This window comes from Halomonas denitrificans (genome assembly GCF_003056305.1).
GTDB lineage: Bacteria > Pseudomonadota > Gammaproteobacteria > Pseudomonadales > Halomonadaceae > Halomonas > Halomonas denitrificans.
In genome coordinates, this window is the sequence record NZ_PYVX01000001.1 from 647792 (window position 1) to 664755 (window position 16964).

Genomic DNA, 16964 nt, shown 5'->3' on the forward strand with positions numbered 1-16964 from the left:
CGCCGCCGATTTAAGCACCAACTTGCGGGCGGAATAGAAATGCAGCTAAAGCGGCGTGCGACTCCTCTCCCCTGGGTCGGCGCTGGCCGAACCATCCTGTCCAATGTCAGGGGAAACGGAGACGATCATGACCCACCGCACTACCACCACTCAGACCCCGGCCGCCGCTGCCGTCACCCGCCGTCACACGCTGGCCGCCCTGCTCGCCGAGGACGACATCGTGCGCCCGGAGCTGCGCAACGACGCCATCCTCGAGGCGCAGCGCGGAGATCGGCACCGGTCAGGCGCACCACGGCCCCACCACCAGCCGGCAGGGAGGGCGTGACCATGGACCTGATACAGGAACTGCAGCTGCGCACCCAGCACCTGCGCCCGGAGGACGTGCTCGCCCATCTCGGCTACGCCCCACACGACACCGACGCCCTGGCGCACTACCAGCGGCTTCGCGAAGGGCCCTACCTGGGGCTGGAGCGAGAGCATCGCGATAGTCGCTACGGCGAACGCGGCTTTCTCGAGGCGCTCTGTCGCTGCGTGGGCATTGCCGAGGCCGATGCCGGACCCGCCATCGAGGCCGTGCTAGAGCGGCTGGCCGAGGACCGCGCGGCCTTTCGCCACTGGCTGTTCGCCGATACCGACTACGTGCGCGGCCCCGGCACGCCGATCTTCGCCATGGCCTTCACCGAGCACTTCCGGCGACGGACGTTTCCCCTCGGTTTCTGGCGACTGCCCTGGGCGGAGCGCCTGGCGGCAGCCTGCCTGAAAGCCCGTGATCACTGGCAGGAGAGCGGCGGCAGGCTGGTCACCTGGGGCGAGATCCAGCGCTACCACTACTGCTACGCGGAGCGACGCAGCATCGTCATCTCGACCCGCGGGGAGGTGATCGGCGAGCGGGAGGATTTCGATCCGCCCCGCGCCACCTTCGGGCTGAGAGGCAGCGACGAGAACCTGGGCGATCTCTTCGCCGGCGACAAGGAGTGAGGCGCGGTAGGGCCAAGCGATCCCGGTCATGGCGAGGGGAATAAGAAAAATGCATGGTGAGCGATAAGTCCGCGGCCCTACCCCGCGGGCGGCACAACGCCCACCATGCCGGCGATCGAAAGCCCGATGATCGACGCCATACGAGGATGCCCGTCATGCCCACTCGCCCCGCATTCATCCTTCACGAGCAGCCGCCCTCGGTGGTCCTCGAGGACGGCGACGCCACCCGGGAGCTCAGCCCGCTGTGGCTGCGCGAGCGCACCCAGTCGCCCGACCAGCTGGAGCCGATGACCCAGCAGCGCCTGTTCGACTCCCACGCCATCGACACGGTGCTGACGCTGACCGAGGTCACCCGCATCGACGAGCACCACGCGGCGCTCGCCTTCAGCGACGGCCACCGCGAGACCTATGACCTGCGCGTGCTGGCCGACGAGCTGGACGACACCGCCACCTTCCCGGCCGCCGAGCCCTGGGACGCCGGCCTGGACCCGGCGCGCGTGCGCTTCGACTGGACCCGGGTGCGCGACGAGCCGGCCTACTTCCGCGCCGCCCTGGACGCCTACCTGCGCCTGGGCCACCTGGTGCTCACGGGCGTGCCCACCGACCCCGAGCGCATCCTCGAGGTCGGCCGCCACTTCGGCTACGTCAAGGAGACCAACTTCGGCCGCTACTTCGAGGTCTACTCGCGGCCGAGCGGCAACGACCTGGCCTATCGCAGCGTGGCGCTGGGCCCGCACACCGACAACCCCTACCGCACGCCGGTGCCGGGCATCCAGCTGCTTCACTGCCTGATCAACGAGACCCAGGGCGGGCTCTCGACCCTGGCCGACAGCCTCAAGGTGCTCGAGCGGCTGCGCCACGAGTCCCCCGAGGGCTATGCGCTGCTCAAGAGCACCCCGGTGCGCTTCCGCTTCGTCGATGCGGGCACCGAGCTCGTCACCCACCGCGCCATGATCCAGACCGACGACGACGGCCACCCGACCGGGGTGCACTACAGCCCGCGCCTCGACGCCCTGCCGCTGCTCTCCGACGCCGAGACCCGTGTCTTCCACGCCGCCCGGCAGCGCCTCGGCGAGCTGTTCTCGGACCCCGCCTATGAGCGGCGCTTCGCCCTGGGAGCCGGCGAGCTGATGCTCTTCGACAACAGCCGGGTGCTGCACGGGCGCACCAGCTACGACAGCAACGAGGGGCGTCGCCACCTGCAGGGCTGCTATCTCGACAGCGACGGCCCGCGGGAGCGCTTCGCCAGTCTTTTGAAACACCGTGAATCGATCGAGGAGGTCGCCTGAATGGAACAGGTCGCATTTCGCCAGATGAAGGACGGCACCCGGGAAGAGTACATCTTCCTCGAGGGGCTGGAGGCGCAGTTCAACGAGGGGCTGGTGGATCGCCTGCTGGACGCGCTGCGCGGGCTGGAGCACAGCCTGAGCGGCTACCAGGTGACGCGGCTGGAGCACTCGCTGCAGTCGGCGGCCCGCGCCGAGGCCGACGGCGCCGACGAGGACATGATCGTCGGCGCCCTGCTGCACGACCTGGGCGACGATCTGGCGCCCTACAACCACTCTCAGCTCGCCGCCTCGATCATCCGCCCCTACGTGCGCGGCGAGGTGACCTGGGTGGTCCACCACCACGGACTCTTCCAGACCTACTACTTCGCCCACCACTTCGGCAAGGATCCGAACGAGCGCGACCGCTACCGGGACCATCCCTGCTACCAGAGCTGCGTCGACTTCTGCGAGCACTACGACCAGGCCGCCTTCGACCCGGACTACCCCACCCCGCCCCTCGAGCACTTCGAGCCGATGCTGCGCCGCGTCTTCTCGCGCACGCCCTTCGACCCGGCGGTGATCGGCACGGAGTACCCGCTGGAGCTCTGAGCGGCCTAACCGAGACGACGGGCGCCTTCGCGGCGCCCGCTCTCCCCTCCCTGGCACGCTTTCCCGACGCGCGTCCCGCCATGCTCCCCAACGCAACGACCGGGCCTGGGCCCGGTCGTTGCGCTTATCCAGACGCCTTCCCGCTCAGCAGGCCTGGGGCATCTCGCCTCGGGCCAGCCGGGCGTTGATGTCGTCGATCACCCCCGGCAGGTCGGCGATGGTGTCGATCAGGTAGTGGGGCCGCGAGGCCTCGAACTGCCGGGCGACCCGGGCGCGCCCCTCGGCGAGGGCCTCGGGCGAGAGCGCTCGGAACGCCTCGAGGGTCAGGCCCAGGGCGTTGCCCGAGCAGGTCAGGCCCACCGTCCACATGCCCGCGCAGCGCCCCTCGAGGATGCCCGGGGTGGTGTCGTCGATCTTCACGCAGGCGGCCACGTCCTCAATGCCGAGCGCGATGACGCTGGCCAGCGCCTGGGCCGGATGCGGGCGGCCGTTGGGCACCTCGTCGGAAGCCACCACGTGGTCGGCCTCGTAGCCGTGCTGCGCCGCCATCTCCACGACCCGCTTCATCACCACGGCCGGATAGCCGGAGCAGGAGCCGATCTTCATGCCCTGCGCGCGCATGGCGGCGATCGCCTCGATGGCGCCGGGGATCAGCGCCGAGTGCTCGGGGATCTTCTCGACCTGCAGCGGCATGAAGCGCTCATAGATGGCGGTCACGTCGGCATCGGTGGGCGCATGGCCGAACACCTCGGCGCAGCGCGCGGCGATCTCGGGGAGATCGCACAGGGCGCGGATGTGATCCCACTTGCCCATGCCCATGGGGCCGCGGGCCTCCTCCAGGCTGAGCGCGACGCCGAACTCGGCGAAGGCATCGACGAAGATCTGGGTCGGCGCGAAGGAGCCGAAGTCCACCACGGTGCCGGCCCAGTCGTGAATCGCGGCCTGCAGGCGGTCGGGGGCGTGGTAGTGCATGGAGCGTTCCTCGTTGTTGTCGGGAAGGTGGCGTGTTTCAGAGAAGAGTGGCGTGTTTTCGGTTGGAAATAAGCGGCTCAGGCCGCCGGACGGCCGTCGTCGACGCCCATGGCGGCCAGCGCCTCGCGCACCGCATCGAGCAGGCGCTCGACCACCGCGACATCCAGGCGACCAATGCAGCCGATGCGAAAGCTCTCGGCCTCGGTCAGCTTGCCCGGATAGATGACGAAGCCCCGCGCCTTGAGCTCGGCGTAGAAGCGACCGAAGTCGAAGGCGGGATGGCCGGGGCTTACGAAGGTGGTGATGATCGGCGACAGCCAGCGGTCCTCGAGCAGGGTCGCGAAACCCAGCTCGCGCATGCCGGCCACCAGCCGCTCGCGGCTGCGGGTGTAGCGGGCCAGGCGCCCCGCCACCCCGCCCTCGGCGCGGTGCTCGGCCAGCGCCGTATGGAAGGCGGCGACCACGTGGGTCGGCGGAGTGAAGCGCCACTGGCCGGTGCGCTCCATGTAGCGCCACTGCTCGAAGAGATCGAGGCTCAGCGAGTGGGCGCGGCCGGCGCTGGCCTCGAGCAGATCGCGGCGCAGAATCACGAAGCCGAAGCCCGGCACCCCCTCTAGGCACTTGTTGGCCGAGGAGACCAGGACGTCGACGGGCACCGCCTCGACGCTCAGCGGCACCGCGCCGAAGGAGCTCATGGCGTCGACGATCAGCCCCTTGCCCCGGGCCTTGACCACCTCCGCGATCTCGGCCAGCGGGTTGAGGATGCCGGAACTCGTCTCGCAGTGGACCAGGAAGACATCGGTGATCTCGGGGTCGGCATCGAGCCATGCCGCCACCTCCTCGCCCCGGGGCGGGAGGTAGTCGCCCTTGTCGAGCACCACGTGCTCGCGGCCCAGGACCTCGAGGATCCTGGCGGCGCGCTGGCCGTAGGCGCCATTGGCCAGCACCAGGGCCTTGCCGTGGCGATCGATGGCGGTGGCCAGCGCCGCCTCCACGGCGAAGGTGCCGCTGCCCTGCAGGGGCACGCAGGCGTAGGCCTCATCCGAGGCGCCGGCCATCTCGAGCAGCTGCGCGCAAATCTCGGCGGTCAGGCGATTGAAGTCGTCGTCCCAGGAGCCCCAGTCGTGGAGCATGGCGGCCTTGATGGTATCGCTGGTGGTCAGGGGGCCGGGGGTCAGCAGGTAGGGGGCGTCCTGGCCGGGCGCATCGACGGGTCGCGTGGCGGTGGCGAGGGACATGGGCGGCTCCGGATGACTAGAGGGAAGTGACGCCCATCAGACCAGCCGCTTGACCATAGATAAAATCGATTTAACGTATCTTTGATACAAGCTGAACTTATAGTGAAACCATGTCCCTCTCCCACGCGCAGCTGCGCGCCTTCCATGCGGTGGCCGTCCACGGCAGCTTCACCCGGGCCGCGGAGCGCCTCTGCCTCAGCCAGCCGGCGGTCTCCGATCAGGTGCGCAAGCTGGAGGAGCGCTTCGGCGTCAGCCTGCTGCGCCGCAGCCGGCGCTCGGTGGAACTCACCGACCTCGGCGAGCGGCTGCTCGGCATCACCCAGCGGCTGTTCTCCGCCGCCGACGAGGCCGAGGCGCTGCTGGCCGGCGCCCGGGACCTGCAGTCGGGCAAGCTCACCCTGGCGGTGGACTCGCCGATGCACGTGCGGCGCTTCATCGCCCGCTTCCAGGCGCGCCACCCCGGGGTGCGCTTCCAGCTGATGACCGGCAACACCGACGCGGCCCTCTCCCGGCTGTTCGAGCACCGCGCCGACTTCGCCGTGCTGGGCCGCACGGTGGAGGATCCGCGCCTGCTGACGGTGGAGCTGAGTCGCGCCCCGCTGATCGCCTTCGTGCCCGCGGACCACCCCTGGGCCCGCTGGCGCGCGATCCGCCTGGCCGACCTCGCCCGGGCCCCGCTGGTGCTGCGCGAACGCGGCTCCATGACCCGCCAGGCCCTGGAGGCGGAGCTGCGCGCGGCGGGCATGGCGCTCACGCCGGCCATCGAGGCCGAGGGACGCGAGGCCGTCTTCGAGCTGGTGGCGGCGGGGCTCGGCGTGGGGATCGTCTCGGCGGCCGAGGCCGGCCATCATCCCGGCATGCACCGACTCGCCATCGAGGACAGCGGCCACTGCATGATCGAGACCCTGGTCTGCCTGCGTCAGCAGAGCGAGCGGCGCCTGGTGGCGGGCTTCCTGGGGGTGGTGCGCGAGGCCCTGGCCGAGCCCGAGGGGTGAGGCTCAGCCCGCCGTCGCGTCGTGGGCCCGGGAGGCCTGGACGTCGGGCCGGCGGCGGTGGACCGCCTCGATCAGCCAGTCGCCGATCGGCTCGAGCACCGCGCTGCGGTGGTGCTTGACGCTGAGCCAGTAGCCGTAGTCGCGCCGCGTGACCCGCGGACCCAGCGCGACCAGCTGACCGTTCGCCAGGTGCTCCTCGACGAGGATCGACCAGCCGAGCGCCACGCCCTGGTGGGCCAGCGCGGCATTCAGCAGCAGCGCGTAGTTGTAGTAGGCGAAGACGTCGTCGCGGGGCGCCAGGCTCAGCCCGGCGGTGTGGCACCACTGCGCCCAGTCGAGCCAGCGCGGGTCCTTGATGTCCTGGTGCAGCAGCGCGAGGTCGGGCAGCACTTCCGAGGTCAGCGTCTCGGTCAGGCCGTGCTGCTCGGCATAGGCCGGGCTGCATACCGGGAAGACCGCCTCGCTGGCCACCAGGCGCGCCTCGGTATGCGGCGTTCGGGGCCCGAAGCGGATGGCGATGTCGGCGGCCTGCAGCTCCGGGTCGTCGGCGCGATCGATCGGCATCAGCTGGAAGGTGACCTCCGGAAAGGCCCGCTTGAGCGCCGGCAGGCGCGGCAGCAGCCAGAGGTGCGTGAAGCCGGAGCCGGCCGCGATCACCACCGAGGGCGACGGCCGCCGCCCCTCTTGCATCACCCGCTCGCAGGCCTCGCGCACCGACTTGAGGCCCGGCGCCACCTCCCGATAGAAGCGCTCGCCCTGGGCGTTCAGCACCAGCCGCCCGCCCTGGCGATCGAACAGCGGCAGCCCGACGCGCTCCTCCAGCGCCCGGATGCGCTGGGAGATGGTCGGCTGGCTGGTGCGCTCGGCATCCGCCGCCGCCGTCATCGAACCCAGGCGCGCGGTGGCCTCGAACGCGATCAGCGACTTCATGGAGGGGGGCTGGTGGCTCACAGGAGGGGCCTTGCTTCGTGGGATTTGTTCAGGGGTCGGGGGATTTTCTCATATGCCGTTGTGTTGGGAACACGATCAAACCGATGAACGCGAGCCTTGCCCGAGCCACCGACGCCAACCACCAGCAGCTCTCGCTGCTCGACACGCCCGATCGGGAAACCCAGCGCGAACACGACCACCAACTCATGGCCACCCTAGACGAGCTCGACGAGAAGATAGGCAAGGGCACGGTACGCCTGGGCGTGCCGCGCCAAAACGCCGCCTGGCACCTGCGCTGCGCGCACCGCACGCAGCGGTGGGCGACGCAGTGGCGGGAGTTGCCTAAAGCAAAGGCATAGTATTCTTAACTGCACCTATTTTTATGACGAACATTCTCTCCGATAAGCAATAAACTCATCCAAGTGAGCAACAACATCCCCTTCTGAATTAATACTAGACAGAGTAAAAACTCTATTCGCGTGCTTACGCCAATCGTCTAGCATTTGATAATCAAAGCGTATCCTAACAAAAGTTTTGAGCTTTAACCTCCAACTCACCTCCTCTCCCAAATAAACACTATAAACAGGAAAAACCCTATCATACCTAGCGTAGACAGACATAAAGCTTAACAAAGGAAGAAAAAGAAGCGATAAAACAGGAACCATCAAGAAGCTACGCAGGCCTTCCAGACTTAAAAGCTTTTCATAGTTAAAAACCAGACCAAGAATAGAAGCACCAAAAACAAAATAAATCATGGATGCCTGCAACCACAAAACAAAGGTATGGCCAGGCTTACCAGTAAAGCGTTCATCCCTCTCCGCGACCGCCACCAAGCATGCAACGAAAGCCAGCACGGGCAAGATCAGAACTTCCCAAAAGAAGGACAAAGGATAAAAGTCCATCAAAAACGTCAAGGTGAAAAACAGTACAACCTGCCATTTCAAAAATGACAGAATTCGAGGAACACCTTCAGTGACAGACACCACTTTCCCAACTGTCACGATAGTACCAAAAAACCAAAAAATGGAACCTGTCACCAAGGAGAAATCCCAAAACCCGAACTTTTTAGAAAAACCAACGCAACCATAAAATAAAGCAAACAGGCCAGCCATATAGGAACCAGTTTCTTGGCAAAAAATGACTTAACAACAGCTACCAAAGATTCCCTAATCTCTCTCTTGCAGCAAGAAAAAGCCAGCAAAATAATAACATATAATATTAGAGCTGATTCTCGACTGTTGGGCAAAGGAACCTCCCTTATGCTTTGCTATACGAAGGCTTCTATCAAGCCGGCATCGTCATTGGTCGGCTTGTTCACCCGCGTGCTCACGGGCCAGTGGGTGATTCGCTCGGCAGACAGATGATGGACGACGTGGCGGATCGTCGCGCGGTCGGTCAGATGGGGATCGAGCCAGGGCGCGAGACTCTCGGCGTCCAGGGCCAGCAGCATGCGCGGATGGATCTCGGCCGCCACGCCGCGAGCCGGCTCGGTGAGGATGGCGCAGCCGGGCTTGCCGTCCGGTCGCTCGCTCCAGATACCCGCCAGCCAGATCGGCTCGCGATCCTCGCGGAACAGGAAATGCGGCTGCTTCTTCCCGTCTACCGGCAGCCACTCGTACCAGCCATCCGCCGGCACCAGGCAGCGGTGATGGGCGAACGCCCCTTTGATGTAGTTGGAGGTGGCCACCTTCTCGACGGTGGCATTGATGGGCTCGGGCGCCTTTTCCTTCGCCCAGTACGGCCGATAGCCCCACCACACCTCGTCCATCACCAGCGGCGCGTAATCGCTGGAATGGCGCACTGCGGTGATCCAGGTGCCCGGCGCCACGTTGTAGCGTGGCGTCAGCTCTCCCGACTCCAGCGATAGGCGCAGGGCCTTGGAGAGCGTGGGGTGTGGGCTATATAGAGCGAAGCGGCCGCACATAATTTAATTGAGGGTCCGTCCAATAAGCTGCATCACTTGGCCTCGGTTATTATCAAAATACCATTTCGCAAAAATCTCATAAAACTTCTTCTGAAACTCTCTCTCTCCCATATCAGCCAAATTTGCCGAGAAAGCAGCAAAAAAATCTTTCATCGCATCCTTTGCAAGGCGCCTCTGCTCTCCTCCAGGCTGCATCGGAACTCGCCCAAAGCAATTCGGAATCCCAAGCCTATGATCTTGAAACTCATCTCTCAATAGCTGACGAGCTTGATCTTGAAAGTCCCTCAAAAACTCCACCATAGAACACTCGGGGGTAAAAGGGAGGAAAAAGGTTCTTCTCTGCTGACGTTGAAACTCTTGCAGCCTTTCATGACTCTGACTTCTCCTTAGCTCTGCTAGGGTTTCATCTTTAACATCGGCATCTAGTAAGGCGCTGGCTTGCGTCATCCTGGGCAGAAGGGCATCACTACTATCTAAAAACCTGATGACGGAGAGAAAACCACCAATTGGAACAACATGGACTGTCGGGTAGTAAGATTGACCAGCATACCTAGATAAATTATATGCCTTTACAAAAACCCTAGCTATCGATGCCGCCGCATCATCTTCTGTAAAAACAATCTTATCAGGCAAGCTCTCCTCATCTAGGGCCATATCCCCAATTGCATATGTGGGAAAACAGCTACTTATCAACTCAACGCCACTCCCATTTTTTGCCAGATGTAATATCTGGCGCCTATCAGCAGTTTTGATAAGGCTAACTGAATGAGTAGAAAAAACAACAGTAAGCCCTTTGTCATCAGCAACCTGCTTAACATAATTAAAAAGATTAACTTGTGCCCTAGGATGCAAGGCAAGCTCAATCTCATCAATTAACACGAGGGCTCCCTGGTCACATGAACTTAATTGCCGAAGCAACTTTATGACACAAAGCTCTCCAAGACTGAAGTTTTTCTCAGAAAAATATTCACTCGCATTCCCAGAACCCCGCTTTAATACAAAAGCCTGATTCGCTGAGCCTCTGGTCAAATTTATATATCTAAGCCCATCAAACCTTTCAGTCTCAAATATACTATTCGCAGCATCTTTAATATCTTGCCCCACTCCCCTGATTCGCCTCGTGTCAAAGTCTTCAGGCCGAGGAGTTATCCTATCAGCTGTAGCTCCCACATATATTACTGAAGAAAAACCAAACGCGCTAAGTACATTACTGTTTCGCTTCGGCTGAGGCACCCAGCGTTGTCCAGCATGCGAATATTTAACCTTCCGCCCATTGACCTCATAAATTATCCTGGCTTTAGAAAAATCATCCAGCTTATCAGACTGCTCAGAGACAGGAAAATGTTTGGCAAAGGCATTTCTAAAACCAATACGCCTTAGACAGGCAAGCAACGAGGTCTTTCCGGCACCATTTGTCCCTGACAGTAAGTATACACCTGGAGAAGGAACCTCAAAGTCCAGCTTATCAATATTTTTTAAATCTCTTATACGAACAAACTTAGCCATTATAGAAAAACCATTAACTTACACAGAACAGATTAATAAACAGGACCGACTAAAACTCTTTTCTTTCAAGCTATTTGATCAGGCAACTCACCTGTCAACAGCATTCGCTTGAGTTGTGGTTTATCCAATAACGTGCACCCTTGCTCTCGCGCCTTTGCCAACTTTGTAGAACCAGCACGCGGACCGGCACACACGAACATTAAATTCTTCGTCACTGTTTTCCGCACGACGAGCCCCGCTTCCTCGGCATCTGATTCAAGGTCAAATCGCTCGTCTTCACTGAAACCAGTGAACAAAATTTCCATGCCAGGGCGATCAGCAAAGGGCTCATCGACAATATCATCGGGATCAATCATCGGTACCAGAAGCTCTTCGCCCTCAAGGTACTCTACGACACGGTCACGTCGGAACGTCCGAACTGCTCGCCTGCTGTGACAGAAACCTTCGATGTAAACGCCATCATCCGAGAAATCTGATACTTCACGGGCCGATGTGTTGCCATTGGCGTCTTCATAGATAAAGCGCAACCGGCCATCCACGGAAAGGGCCGATGTGCCAGAAAGGTAGGGGGCTTGAGTTGAGGAAACGGATGATCTGAAAGCATTTTTGTAAGGCTCGCCTTCTTCGGAGGAGGCCCGAAGTGTGTACTCAACATCTACATCCCTCGCCTTGGACTTCGCCTTCTTGGCTTTCCGCTTCCAGTCGTGAGGGGCGATGGCACTGCGGGATGCGCGCCGGTTTTCGTCCTGGATGTGCTGGAGGGTCGCCTCCTTTCGCCGCTTAGAGTCCGCCTCGGCCTCCCGCGCCTTGCGTTTGGTGCGCCGGATCATAAAGACAAGAACGGCACCGGCCAGCACCCAGAAAATCAGTCCTTCCATGGCTGTCTCCCTTGCGTCTGTGTTGTCGTACCCTTTGCGGGCTTTCTTATTGAGCACGTCGAGCAAGCGCCGCGCTTACAGCCTCCTGTCCTTACAGGAATGCAGTTTTACAGTCACGAAACCCGTCCAATCCGTATCTCACACCGCCCCAGGATCTCTACATCCTTCATATCCTGCGGCTTGATCAATTCCTTCTCGTAGCGCGGGTTGTCGCTGATCAGCAGCAAGGCGCCGCCGGCCACGCGCTGCACGCGCTTGATGCGCCGCTCGCCATGCACGAGCAGCCGGATCACCCTCGGAGGATGTGTGTCTCTCTCTGAAGAGCATCATGGGCAGCCGGAATGCATGAGCCGCGATGCTCTTGCAGGTAAGCCACCGAATGGATAACTGACATCACAAGCGCTTCCTTTCGCTAATGTCACTTAGCTTGACGGTACAGAAAGGCCTAACCGCTGTCATTCCTTGATTAGAAAATGATCGACTAAGGTCGGCTAGTGCGGGGAGGCAAGCAAACCAGCGGCAGCTAGCGCACACCGTTAATCCTGCCCGCTGGCGAGGCCACCTCGATAGGCTGCTGGCCAGGCCTACGTCGATACGCACCATGCCAATGGTTCAATACAACTGATAACGTTGCTATCGAGCACTCGCCTTTTGCCAATTCCAGCGACGATGCCAGCAAGTCATGGCCCAACTCCTGGAGGAGCCTGTCTCATGGGGTCGCGGACGTCGGGCCGAGAAGCCCCCGGTCAAGGCTGTTCGACCGGAGACCACCGGCCGATCACCACGGGTCCTGCAGCGTTGCGGTGGCAGCCGCCGACCGGCGGCGCGTGATTCTCATGGCAGCCGAGTGGGTACAGCAACCAGGCTCAGGAGATCGGGATTGGTAAACATGGCCAGACAGCAGGAGCGCAAGGAAGACGTCCCTCCCCGCTTACCCCAAGCCTCCAAGCGGCGCCTCCTGTGTGGCGTGGGGCTGCTTGTCGCCTTCCTTGCCACCGCCCTGTTGCTGTGGCGCACAGGAACGCTTGAAACCCTGTTGACGGGCAACACCCTCGAGGAGGCGGTCATGCGGCTTGGCCCACTGGGGCCGGTCTTGGTCATTGGCCTGATGACCCTGGCCATCGTCATTAGCCCGATCCCCAGCGCGCCGATCGCACTTGCCGCCGGGGCCGCCTATGGCCATGCCTGGGGGACGCTCTATGTCGCAATCGGCTCAGGCGCAGGGGCGCTAATCGCCTTCTCCATTGCCCGCCTGATGGGGTATGACGCCCTGAGGACCTGGTTGGGCGTGCGCCCTACTCCGAACCTGCTACACCGTTTCATCGGCTCTCAGAATGCCCTGATGGTCGCGGTGTTCGCGACCCGGCTGATGCCGTTCCTGTCCTTCGACGTCGTCAGCTACGCGGCCGGTCTCACCCCCCTCAAGGCCTGGCGCTTTGCCGTCGCGACACTGCTCGGGATCATTCCGGCGAGCTTCCTGCTGGCGCATTTCGGTGACGAGCTCGCCTCCAGCGATCTGCGCCGCGCGGGCCTCACGGTGCTCGCGCTCGGCACCATCACCCTGCTCCCCCTGGCCTGGAAGGCGGCGCCGGCGCGCTATCGCGCGACCCTAAGGCGCTGGCTGCATCTCGGGTAGCCGGGTCTCAGTTCCGCCCGGCGCCCTGCTTGAACCGTCAATCATGGGGTGCCGGGACGCGTAACCCGTCATGCCTGATCGAGATGCGCATGACGCCTCAAACAGGCTCCGCCCATTCAGTGCTGGTTCAGCTTTGCCACCCAGGCTATGGGTGAGTTTCAAGGAGCCGGGCATTGCATGACGTCGATCAAGGTTCGTAGCTATCCACACCCCTGGGGCTCCCCGCTCGCTTGACCTTTGCGTTACCCAAGGGCGTTAGGCTTCGAGCAAATCGGCGGCTTGCCAGCGGCCAGGTATCGCCGGAAGCCGAGGGCCGGCGACGGCATCAAGGATGCCCTGGGCCGAGGGGGATAGATCGGCATCGCCATGGCGATCAGCTCGGTGTCGGTGACGGACATTGCTCCGCACTTCCACCAGACGAGGATCTACCCGTGCAGGACGAAATGGCAGAAGGGAGAGTTTCGTATGTCAAAGAACGAACACCGTCTCGGCGTCTCCGAGGTCAACTTGGTGACGCGCAAGTTGAAGCTCGAGCCCTGCGATGAGGAGGCTTTGCGCGTCGCCGTGGGAAAGATCGATGCGCTGTATGGGCTCGAGCGAGTCACCTATGACACCGACAAGCGCAAGCTCAGCATGGCCTATGATGCGTCGCGGCTGTGTATCGACCATATCGAGGCGATCCTCGCCCGGCAGGCCATCGAGATCAGTCATGGCTGGTGGACGCGTTTCAAGGAAGACCATTACCGGTTCGTCGACCAGAACATCAAGGACAATGCCAGCAAGGAGCCATGGAGCTGCCATTGACCGCTCTATTCATTTTCCATGCGCCCCGACCGTCTGCTGACGTTCGCCCACGCCCCTCAGGGGCCTCAACACTCAGGAAATGGACCTCATGAAAGACTGTCTGCAGAGGCCGTGGCTGGCTTGTCTCGTGGCCGGCATCGCCCTCGGCGCCTCGACGGCCGCCCTGGCGACCGGCGACCGGGCATTCGTGCCGATGGGAGCGGCAGATGCCGTGGGCATCATCGACCTGGAGCGTCACCAGGTGATCTCCACCGTGTCTGGCACGATGAACTCGCACGGCTCCGCCCTCACGCCCGACGGTGAGCAGCTCATCCTCGGCAGTCTCACCCCTCATGAGCCCGGCAGCGAGATCGCCCGGCCCGAGGGAGTGACGGAAGACGAGCACGCGGCCCACCATGGCGATGGCGCAGCGGCCTCCCCGGAGAAAGCGAGGACCGGCCTGCTCTACGTCGTCGACACGGCCACGAGCCGCCTCGTCAGGACCCTGGAGGTGCCAGGGCCCGTGCATCATGTGCTGGTGACAGGTGATGGCCGCCACGTCGTCGCGACCCATCCCGCCGGCGGCGGCATCAGCGTGGTGTCACTGGATAGCGGCCGGGTCATCGCCTCCCTGGCCACGGGGCCGAATCCGAACTACCTGGTTCAGCACGAGGAAGGGGGGAGCATACTGGTCAGCAACGCCGGTAACGGCACCATCAGCGAGGTGGATCCTCAGCACTGGTTCGTGCGGCGCAACATGCGCGTCGGCGGGAGTCCGGAACACATGGTGCTCTCGAAGGACGGCCAATCCCTGTACGTCAACGATGCTACCGGGGGGAACGCCCTGGCGGTGGATCTTGCGACAGGGAGTGTGGCCGATGAATACGAGATCGGCGCGGCACCTCACGGCATCGACCTGAGTCCGGATGGACAGAGACTCTATGCCACGAGTCAGGGCGACAACCGCCTCGTCAGGATCTCCCTCGAGGACGGCACACGACACAGCGCCGAGCTGTCTCCGGCCCCTTACCATCTCACCGTGGTGCCCACCGATGGGCGAGTGCTGATCACCAGCCGCGCAGCGCAGCACCCCACCTGTGGATCCTCGCCCCGGATTCCCTCGAGGTGTTGCAGACCCTGGAGCTGGGGGGCATCGGTCACCAGATATCTCTCGAGGCATCACGTCCCGATTGACCCATGAGTAGGTGACCACGAAGTCCGCTTCCGCACCCAGGCCGGCACCCCTGACGATCGCCGGCCGATAGCCATTCCCTTCATTTCACCCAGGGAGAAGCTCAGTGGAAACGCTCTCCTCTATCGGCTTGATCGGCGCCCTCGTCGGTGGGCTGCTGTCGTTCTTCTCGCCCTGCACCCTGCCCTTGCTGCCCGCCTATCTGTCGGTGGTCACTGGCGGCAGTGCCGGCAAGGCGGATCGGCGCTTCGAAGCGTTGCTGCTGAGCACCTTCTTCGTCTTCGGCTTCAGTGTGGTGTTCATCCTGATGGGCCTGGGGGTCACCAGCATCGGCCAACTGCTGCGCGGTTATCGCCAGGAGCTCAACTGGATCACCGGCAGCATCGTCATCGTGCTCGGCCTATTCATGACGGGCGTGTTCCGGCTGCCCGTCCTGCAGCGCAGCTTTCAATGGTCGCCCGAGCTGAGAGGGGGCTCCCCCATGGCGGCGACCTTCTTCGGCATCTCCTTCGCCATCGGCTGGACGCCCTGCATCGGCCCGATCCTGGGCGCTATCCTGATGGCCACCTCGACCACCGCCAATGCCCAGGCCGGCATGCTCTACCTGGCGACCTACTCCCTGGGGCTGGCCCTGCCCTTCCTGGCCAGCACCCTGCTGCTCAACAGGTTCAGCCACTATCGGGGCCGTCTCGGCAAGTGGAGTGCCTATGCCCGACCGATCGCCGGCGTGGTGCTTATCCTCATGGGCTTGCTGATCGTCTCGGGGACGCTCACCCGTCTCTCCAGCATCCTGGTGGACTGGTTCCCGGCCCTGGCCACGATCGGCTGAGGGTGCCGGACGGATGGCGATGACCTGGCCATCGGCGGCGACCCTCGCTGGGGAGAGAGGCGGAAGCTCGCGAATATCTCACGCAATACTCACGATGAGCCGGGGGCTTCACGAACATGGAGTGACGCCTCAACGCCGGCGTGCGGCGTTGATGTCATGTCACCGAAGAGGCCGAAAGCTGACCAGGATCAAGAGCCGCGGCTTCCCCCTCCAACTTGCTTGACCCTTGGGTTACCCACAGGTCTTAGCCTGAGATCAGGGCAGGATAATTCAACATGAAAGGAGATCCGACCATGTGGGGCGACATGATGGCGCATATGGAGAGTTTCGGCTGGGGGCACATGCTCTTCGGCGGACTCATGATGGTGCTGTTCTGGGGCGCCGTCATTGCCTTGGCCGTTTTGCTGGTGCGCAGCCTGACCCGAGACCGGAGCGAGGCCGCGCGCCAGCGGCCAACCGCTCTGGAGCTTCTGCAAGAACGCTACGCCCGGGGCGAGATCGACCGCGAGGAATATGAGCAACGCAGGCGCGATCTGCAGCGTCATTGAAATCGCCTTCGCGATGAGCGCGTATTCGCTGTCGGTGGTCATGAATTCACTGCGTCTGCGTCGGATGAGGATCTGATCATGGTCGACAACAACCGCTGGCTGGACCGAAAACCGAGCAAGGGCACCCTCTGGCTGATGGTGGCCATTGCGCTGGCGATAATGGCCTTCCTGCTCTGGGAGGAGCACCAAGTGCACCTGCTGGGCGCCCTGCCCTGGCTGGTCGTGCTGGCCTGCCCGCTCATGCACCTGTTCATGCACCGCGGGCATGGAGGCCACAAGGGACCTGGCAAGCCGGGAGACGGTCCGGATGACTGAGCCGATACCCGCTCAGGTGTGGCCCCCTTCAGGGTATCGGCTTCGTGCTGCAGTGGCCCACCCTGCTGCCCCTGGTCATGTTTGACGTGGCGCTCTACGAGACCCTTGTCGGCCCCGGGAATCGCCTGGCCGTCAATCCGTGGACCGCGGAGACGCTGCGCCAGTGGCACCCGGCACGACACGCGACAGCCTGTGCGAGATGGCCTTCAAGGGGGCTTACGGCTGTCCGTCGGCTCGTCCATCACCGTAACTGAAGCGAGGCTTTGATCCGCTCGGCTTGCCGAGCGGTGGCGTGCTCCAGGCCATGCTCGGCTTGAGCGGGATGTACGAGTTGGCAGTGGCGTGTCCCTGCATCACGCCATG

20 protein-coding genes are annotated in these 16964 nt (G+C 62.9%); 12 read left to right on the forward strand and 8 right to left on the reverse strand.

What is annotated here, in order from left to right; all coding sequences use genetic code 11:
• Positions 1 to 127: 127 nt before the first annotated feature.
• The 4 genes from C9F13_RS02890 to C9F13_RS02905 all read left to right on the forward strand — a co-directional run bounded on the left by C9F13_RS02890 (position 128) and on the right by C9F13_RS02905 (position 2855).
• Entirely contained in the window at positions 128 to 325 is a 198-nt protein-coding gene (locus C9F13_RS02890; protein ID WP_108444724.1) for a hypothetical protein, read from the forward strand.
• A gap of 2 nt (positions 326 to 327) precedes the next feature.
• Entirely contained in the window at positions 328 to 978 is a 651-nt protein-coding gene (locus C9F13_RS02895) for a hypothetical protein (protein ID WP_108444725.1), read from the forward strand.
• A 155-nt stretch (positions 979 to 1133) separates the two neighbouring features.
• Entirely contained in the window at positions 1134 to 2267 is a 1134-nt protein-coding gene (locus tag C9F13_RS02900) for a TauD/TfdA family dioxygenase (protein WP_211310888.1), read from the forward strand.
• On the forward strand, positions 2268 to 2855 hold the full coding sequence (locus C9F13_RS02905) for an HD domain-containing protein (protein WP_108444727.1): 588 nt from the start codon (positions 2268 to 2270) through the stop codon (positions 2853 to 2855).
• Positions 2856 to 2999: 144 nt separating this feature from the next.
• Here C9F13_RS02905 and phnX read toward each other — a convergent pair whose 3' ends face one another.
• The gene (gene phnX, locus C9F13_RS02910) at positions 3000 to 3827 is read right to left on the reverse strand and encodes a phosphonoacetaldehyde hydrolase (RefSeq protein WP_108444728.1); all 828 of its coding nucleotides are present in this window, start codon (positions 3825 to 3827) and stop codon (positions 3000 to 3002) included.
• A 77-nt stretch (positions 3828 to 3904) separates the two neighbouring features.
• On the reverse strand, positions 3905 to 5065 hold the full coding sequence (locus C9F13_RS02915; protein WP_108444729.1) for a 2-aminoethylphosphonate--pyruvate transaminase: 1161 nt from the start codon (positions 5063 to 5065) through the stop codon (positions 3905 to 3907).
• A 110-nt stretch (positions 5066 to 5175) separates the two neighbouring features.
• Between C9F13_RS02915 and C9F13_RS02920 the strand changes: the two genes are divergently transcribed.
• Positions 5176 to 6060 carry a LysR substrate-binding domain-containing protein gene (locus C9F13_RS02920; protein WP_108444730.1) on the forward strand — a complete coding sequence of 295 codons (885 nt, stop codon included), beginning with the start codon at positions 5176 to 5178 and terminating at the stop codon, positions 6058 to 6060.
• Positions 6061 to 6063: 3 nt separating this feature from the next.
• Here C9F13_RS02920 and C9F13_RS02925 read toward each other — a convergent pair whose 3' ends face one another.
• Positions 6064 to 6990: a LysR substrate-binding domain-containing protein gene (locus C9F13_RS02925; RefSeq protein ID WP_108444731.1), complete on the reverse strand. Its 927-nt coding sequence runs from the start codon at positions 6988 to 6990 to the stop codon at positions 6064 to 6066.
• Positions 6991 to 7094: 104 nt separating this feature from the next.
• Here C9F13_RS02925 and C9F13_RS02930 point away from each other — a divergent pair, with 104 nt between their 5' ends.
• The gene (locus C9F13_RS02930; RefSeq protein ID WP_245888688.1) at positions 7095 to 7349 is read left to right on the forward strand and encodes a DUF4113 domain-containing protein; all 255 of its coding nucleotides are present in this window, start codon (positions 7095 to 7097) and stop codon (positions 7347 to 7349) included.
• Between the two features lie 21 nt (positions 7350 to 7370).
• Here C9F13_RS02930 and C9F13_RS17410 read toward each other — a convergent pair whose 3' ends face one another.
• The 5 genes from C9F13_RS17410 to C9F13_RS02945 form a co-directional block, all read right to left on the reverse strand.
• Positions 7371 to 8102 (reverse strand): hypothetical protein, encoded by a 732-nt coding sequence (locus C9F13_RS17410; protein ID WP_157955155.1) that lies wholly within the window; start codon positions 8100 to 8102, stop codon positions 7371 to 7373.
• Between the two features lie 155 nt (positions 8103 to 8257).
• A complete protein-coding gene (locus tag C9F13_RS02935; RefSeq protein WP_108444732.1) occupies positions 8258 to 8914 on the reverse strand; it encodes an SOS response-associated peptidase in 657 nt (218 codons plus the stop codon).
• A 3-nt stretch (positions 8915 to 8917) separates the two neighbouring features.
• A complete protein-coding gene (locus C9F13_RS02940) occupies positions 8918 to 10420 on the reverse strand; it encodes an ATP-dependent nuclease (protein ID WP_108445330.1) in 1503 nt (500 codons plus the stop codon).
• Between the two features lie 65 nt (positions 10421 to 10485).
• A complete protein-coding gene (locus C9F13_RS17415; RefSeq protein WP_157955156.1) occupies positions 10486 to 11298 on the reverse strand; it encodes a WYL domain-containing protein in 813 nt (270 codons plus the stop codon).
• Between the two features lie 113 nt (positions 11299 to 11411).
• A complete protein-coding gene (locus tag C9F13_RS02945; protein WP_108444733.1) occupies positions 11412 to 11591 on the reverse strand; it encodes a S24 family peptidase in 180 nt (59 codons plus the stop codon).
• 596 nt (positions 11592 to 12187) lie between these two features.
• Between C9F13_RS02945 and C9F13_RS02950 the strand changes: the two genes are divergently transcribed.
• From C9F13_RS02950 to C9F13_RS02975, 6 genes are all read left to right on the forward strand, one after another.
• Positions 12188 to 12934 (forward strand): TVP38/TMEM64 family protein, encoded by a 747-nt coding sequence (locus tag C9F13_RS02950; RefSeq protein ID WP_108445331.1) that lies wholly within the window; start codon positions 12188 to 12190, stop codon positions 12932 to 12934.
• Positions 12935 to 13399: 465 nt separating this feature from the next.
• A complete protein-coding gene (locus C9F13_RS02955) occupies positions 13400 to 13738 on the forward strand; it encodes a hypothetical protein (protein ID WP_108445332.1) in 339 nt (112 codons plus the stop codon).
• An 88-nt stretch (positions 13739 to 13826) separates the two neighbouring features.
• Positions 13827 to 14918 (forward strand): YncE family protein, encoded by a 1092-nt coding sequence (locus C9F13_RS02960; protein ID WP_211310889.1) that lies wholly within the window; start codon positions 13827 to 13829, stop codon positions 14916 to 14918.
• A 97-nt stretch (positions 14919 to 15015) separates the two neighbouring features.
• Positions 15016 to 15738, forward strand: a complete 723-nt coding sequence (locus C9F13_RS02965) for a cytochrome c biogenesis CcdA family protein (RefSeq protein WP_108444734.1) — start codon at positions 15016 to 15018, stop codon at positions 15736 to 15738.
• 275 nt (positions 15739 to 16013) lie between these two features.
• Complete coding sequence (locus C9F13_RS02970) at positions 16014 to 16286, forward strand: SHOCT domain-containing protein (RefSeq protein ID WP_211310890.1); 273 nt, start codon at positions 16014 to 16016, stop codon at positions 16284 to 16286.
• Between the two features lie 78 nt (positions 16287 to 16364).
• Entirely contained in the window at positions 16365 to 16601 is a 237-nt protein-coding gene (locus tag C9F13_RS02975; protein ID WP_108444735.1) for a DUF2933 domain-containing protein, read from the forward strand.
• Positions 16602 to 16964 lie beyond the last annotated feature (363 nt).

Coding starts and splice junctions, on each gene's coding strand:
- C9F13_RS17415 (WP_157955156.1), bottom strand. CDS start 11,298: ATGGAAGGACTGATTTTCTGGGTGCTGGCCGGTGCCGTTCTTGTCTTT.
- C9F13_RS02935 (WP_108444732.1), bottom strand. CDS start 8,914: ATGTGCGGCCGCTTCGCTCTATATAGCCCACACCCCACGCTCTCCAAG.
- C9F13_RS02925 (WP_108444731.1), bottom strand. CDS start 6,990: ATGAAGTCGCTGATCGCGTTCGAGGCCACCGCGCGCCTGGGTTCGATG.
- C9F13_RS02960 (WP_211310889.1), top strand. CDS start 13,827: ATGAAAGACTGTCTGCAGAGGCCGTGGCTGGCTTGTCTCGTGGCCGGC.
- C9F13_RS02895 (WP_108444725.1), top strand. CDS start 328: ATGGACCTGATACAGGAACTGCAGCTGCGCACCCAGCACCTGCGCCCG.
- C9F13_RS02900 (WP_211310888.1), top strand. CDS start 1,134: ATGCCCACTCGCCCCGCATTCATCCTTCACGAGCAGCCGCCCTCGGTG.
- C9F13_RS02940 (WP_108445330.1), bottom strand. CDS start 10,420: ATGGCTAAGTTTGTTCGTATAAGAGATTTAAAAAATATTGATAAGCTG.
- C9F13_RS02930 (WP_245888688.1), top strand. CDS start 7,095: ATGAACGCGAGCCTTGCCCGAGCCACCGACGCCAACCACCAGCAGCTC.
- C9F13_RS02905 (WP_108444727.1), top strand. CDS start 2,268: ATGGAACAGGTCGCATTTCGCCAGATGAAGGACGGCACCCGGGAAGAG.
- C9F13_RS17410 (WP_157955155.1), bottom strand. CDS start 8,102: ATGGCTGGCCTGTTTGCTTTATTTTATGGTTGCGTTGGTTTTTCTAAA.
- C9F13_RS02950 (WP_108445331.1), top strand. CDS start 12,188: ATGGCCAGACAGCAGGAGCGCAAGGAAGACGTCCCTCCCCGCTTACCC.
- C9F13_RS02920 (WP_108444730.1), top strand. CDS start 5,176: ATGTCCCTCTCCCACGCGCAGCTGCGCGCCTTCCATGCGGTGGCCGTC.
- C9F13_RS02955 (WP_108445332.1), top strand. CDS start 13,400: ATGTCAAAGAACGAACACCGTCTCGGCGTCTCCGAGGTCAACTTGGTG.
- phnX (WP_108444728.1), bottom strand. CDS start 3,827: ATGCACTACCACGCCCCCGACCGCCTGCAGGCCGCGATTCACGACTGG.
- C9F13_RS02970 (WP_211310890.1), top strand. CDS start 16,014: ATGAAAGGAGATCCGACCATGTGGGGCGACATGATGGCGCATATGGAG.
- C9F13_RS02890 (WP_108444724.1), top strand. CDS start 128: ATGACCCACCGCACTACCACCACTCAGACCCCGGCCGCCGCTGCCGTC.
- C9F13_RS02915 (WP_108444729.1), bottom strand. CDS start 5,065: ATGTCCCTCGCCACCGCCACGCGACCCGTCGATGCGCCCGGCCAGGAC.
- C9F13_RS02975 (WP_108444735.1), top strand. CDS start 16,365: ATGGTCGACAACAACCGCTGGCTGGACCGAAAACCGAGCAAGGGCACC.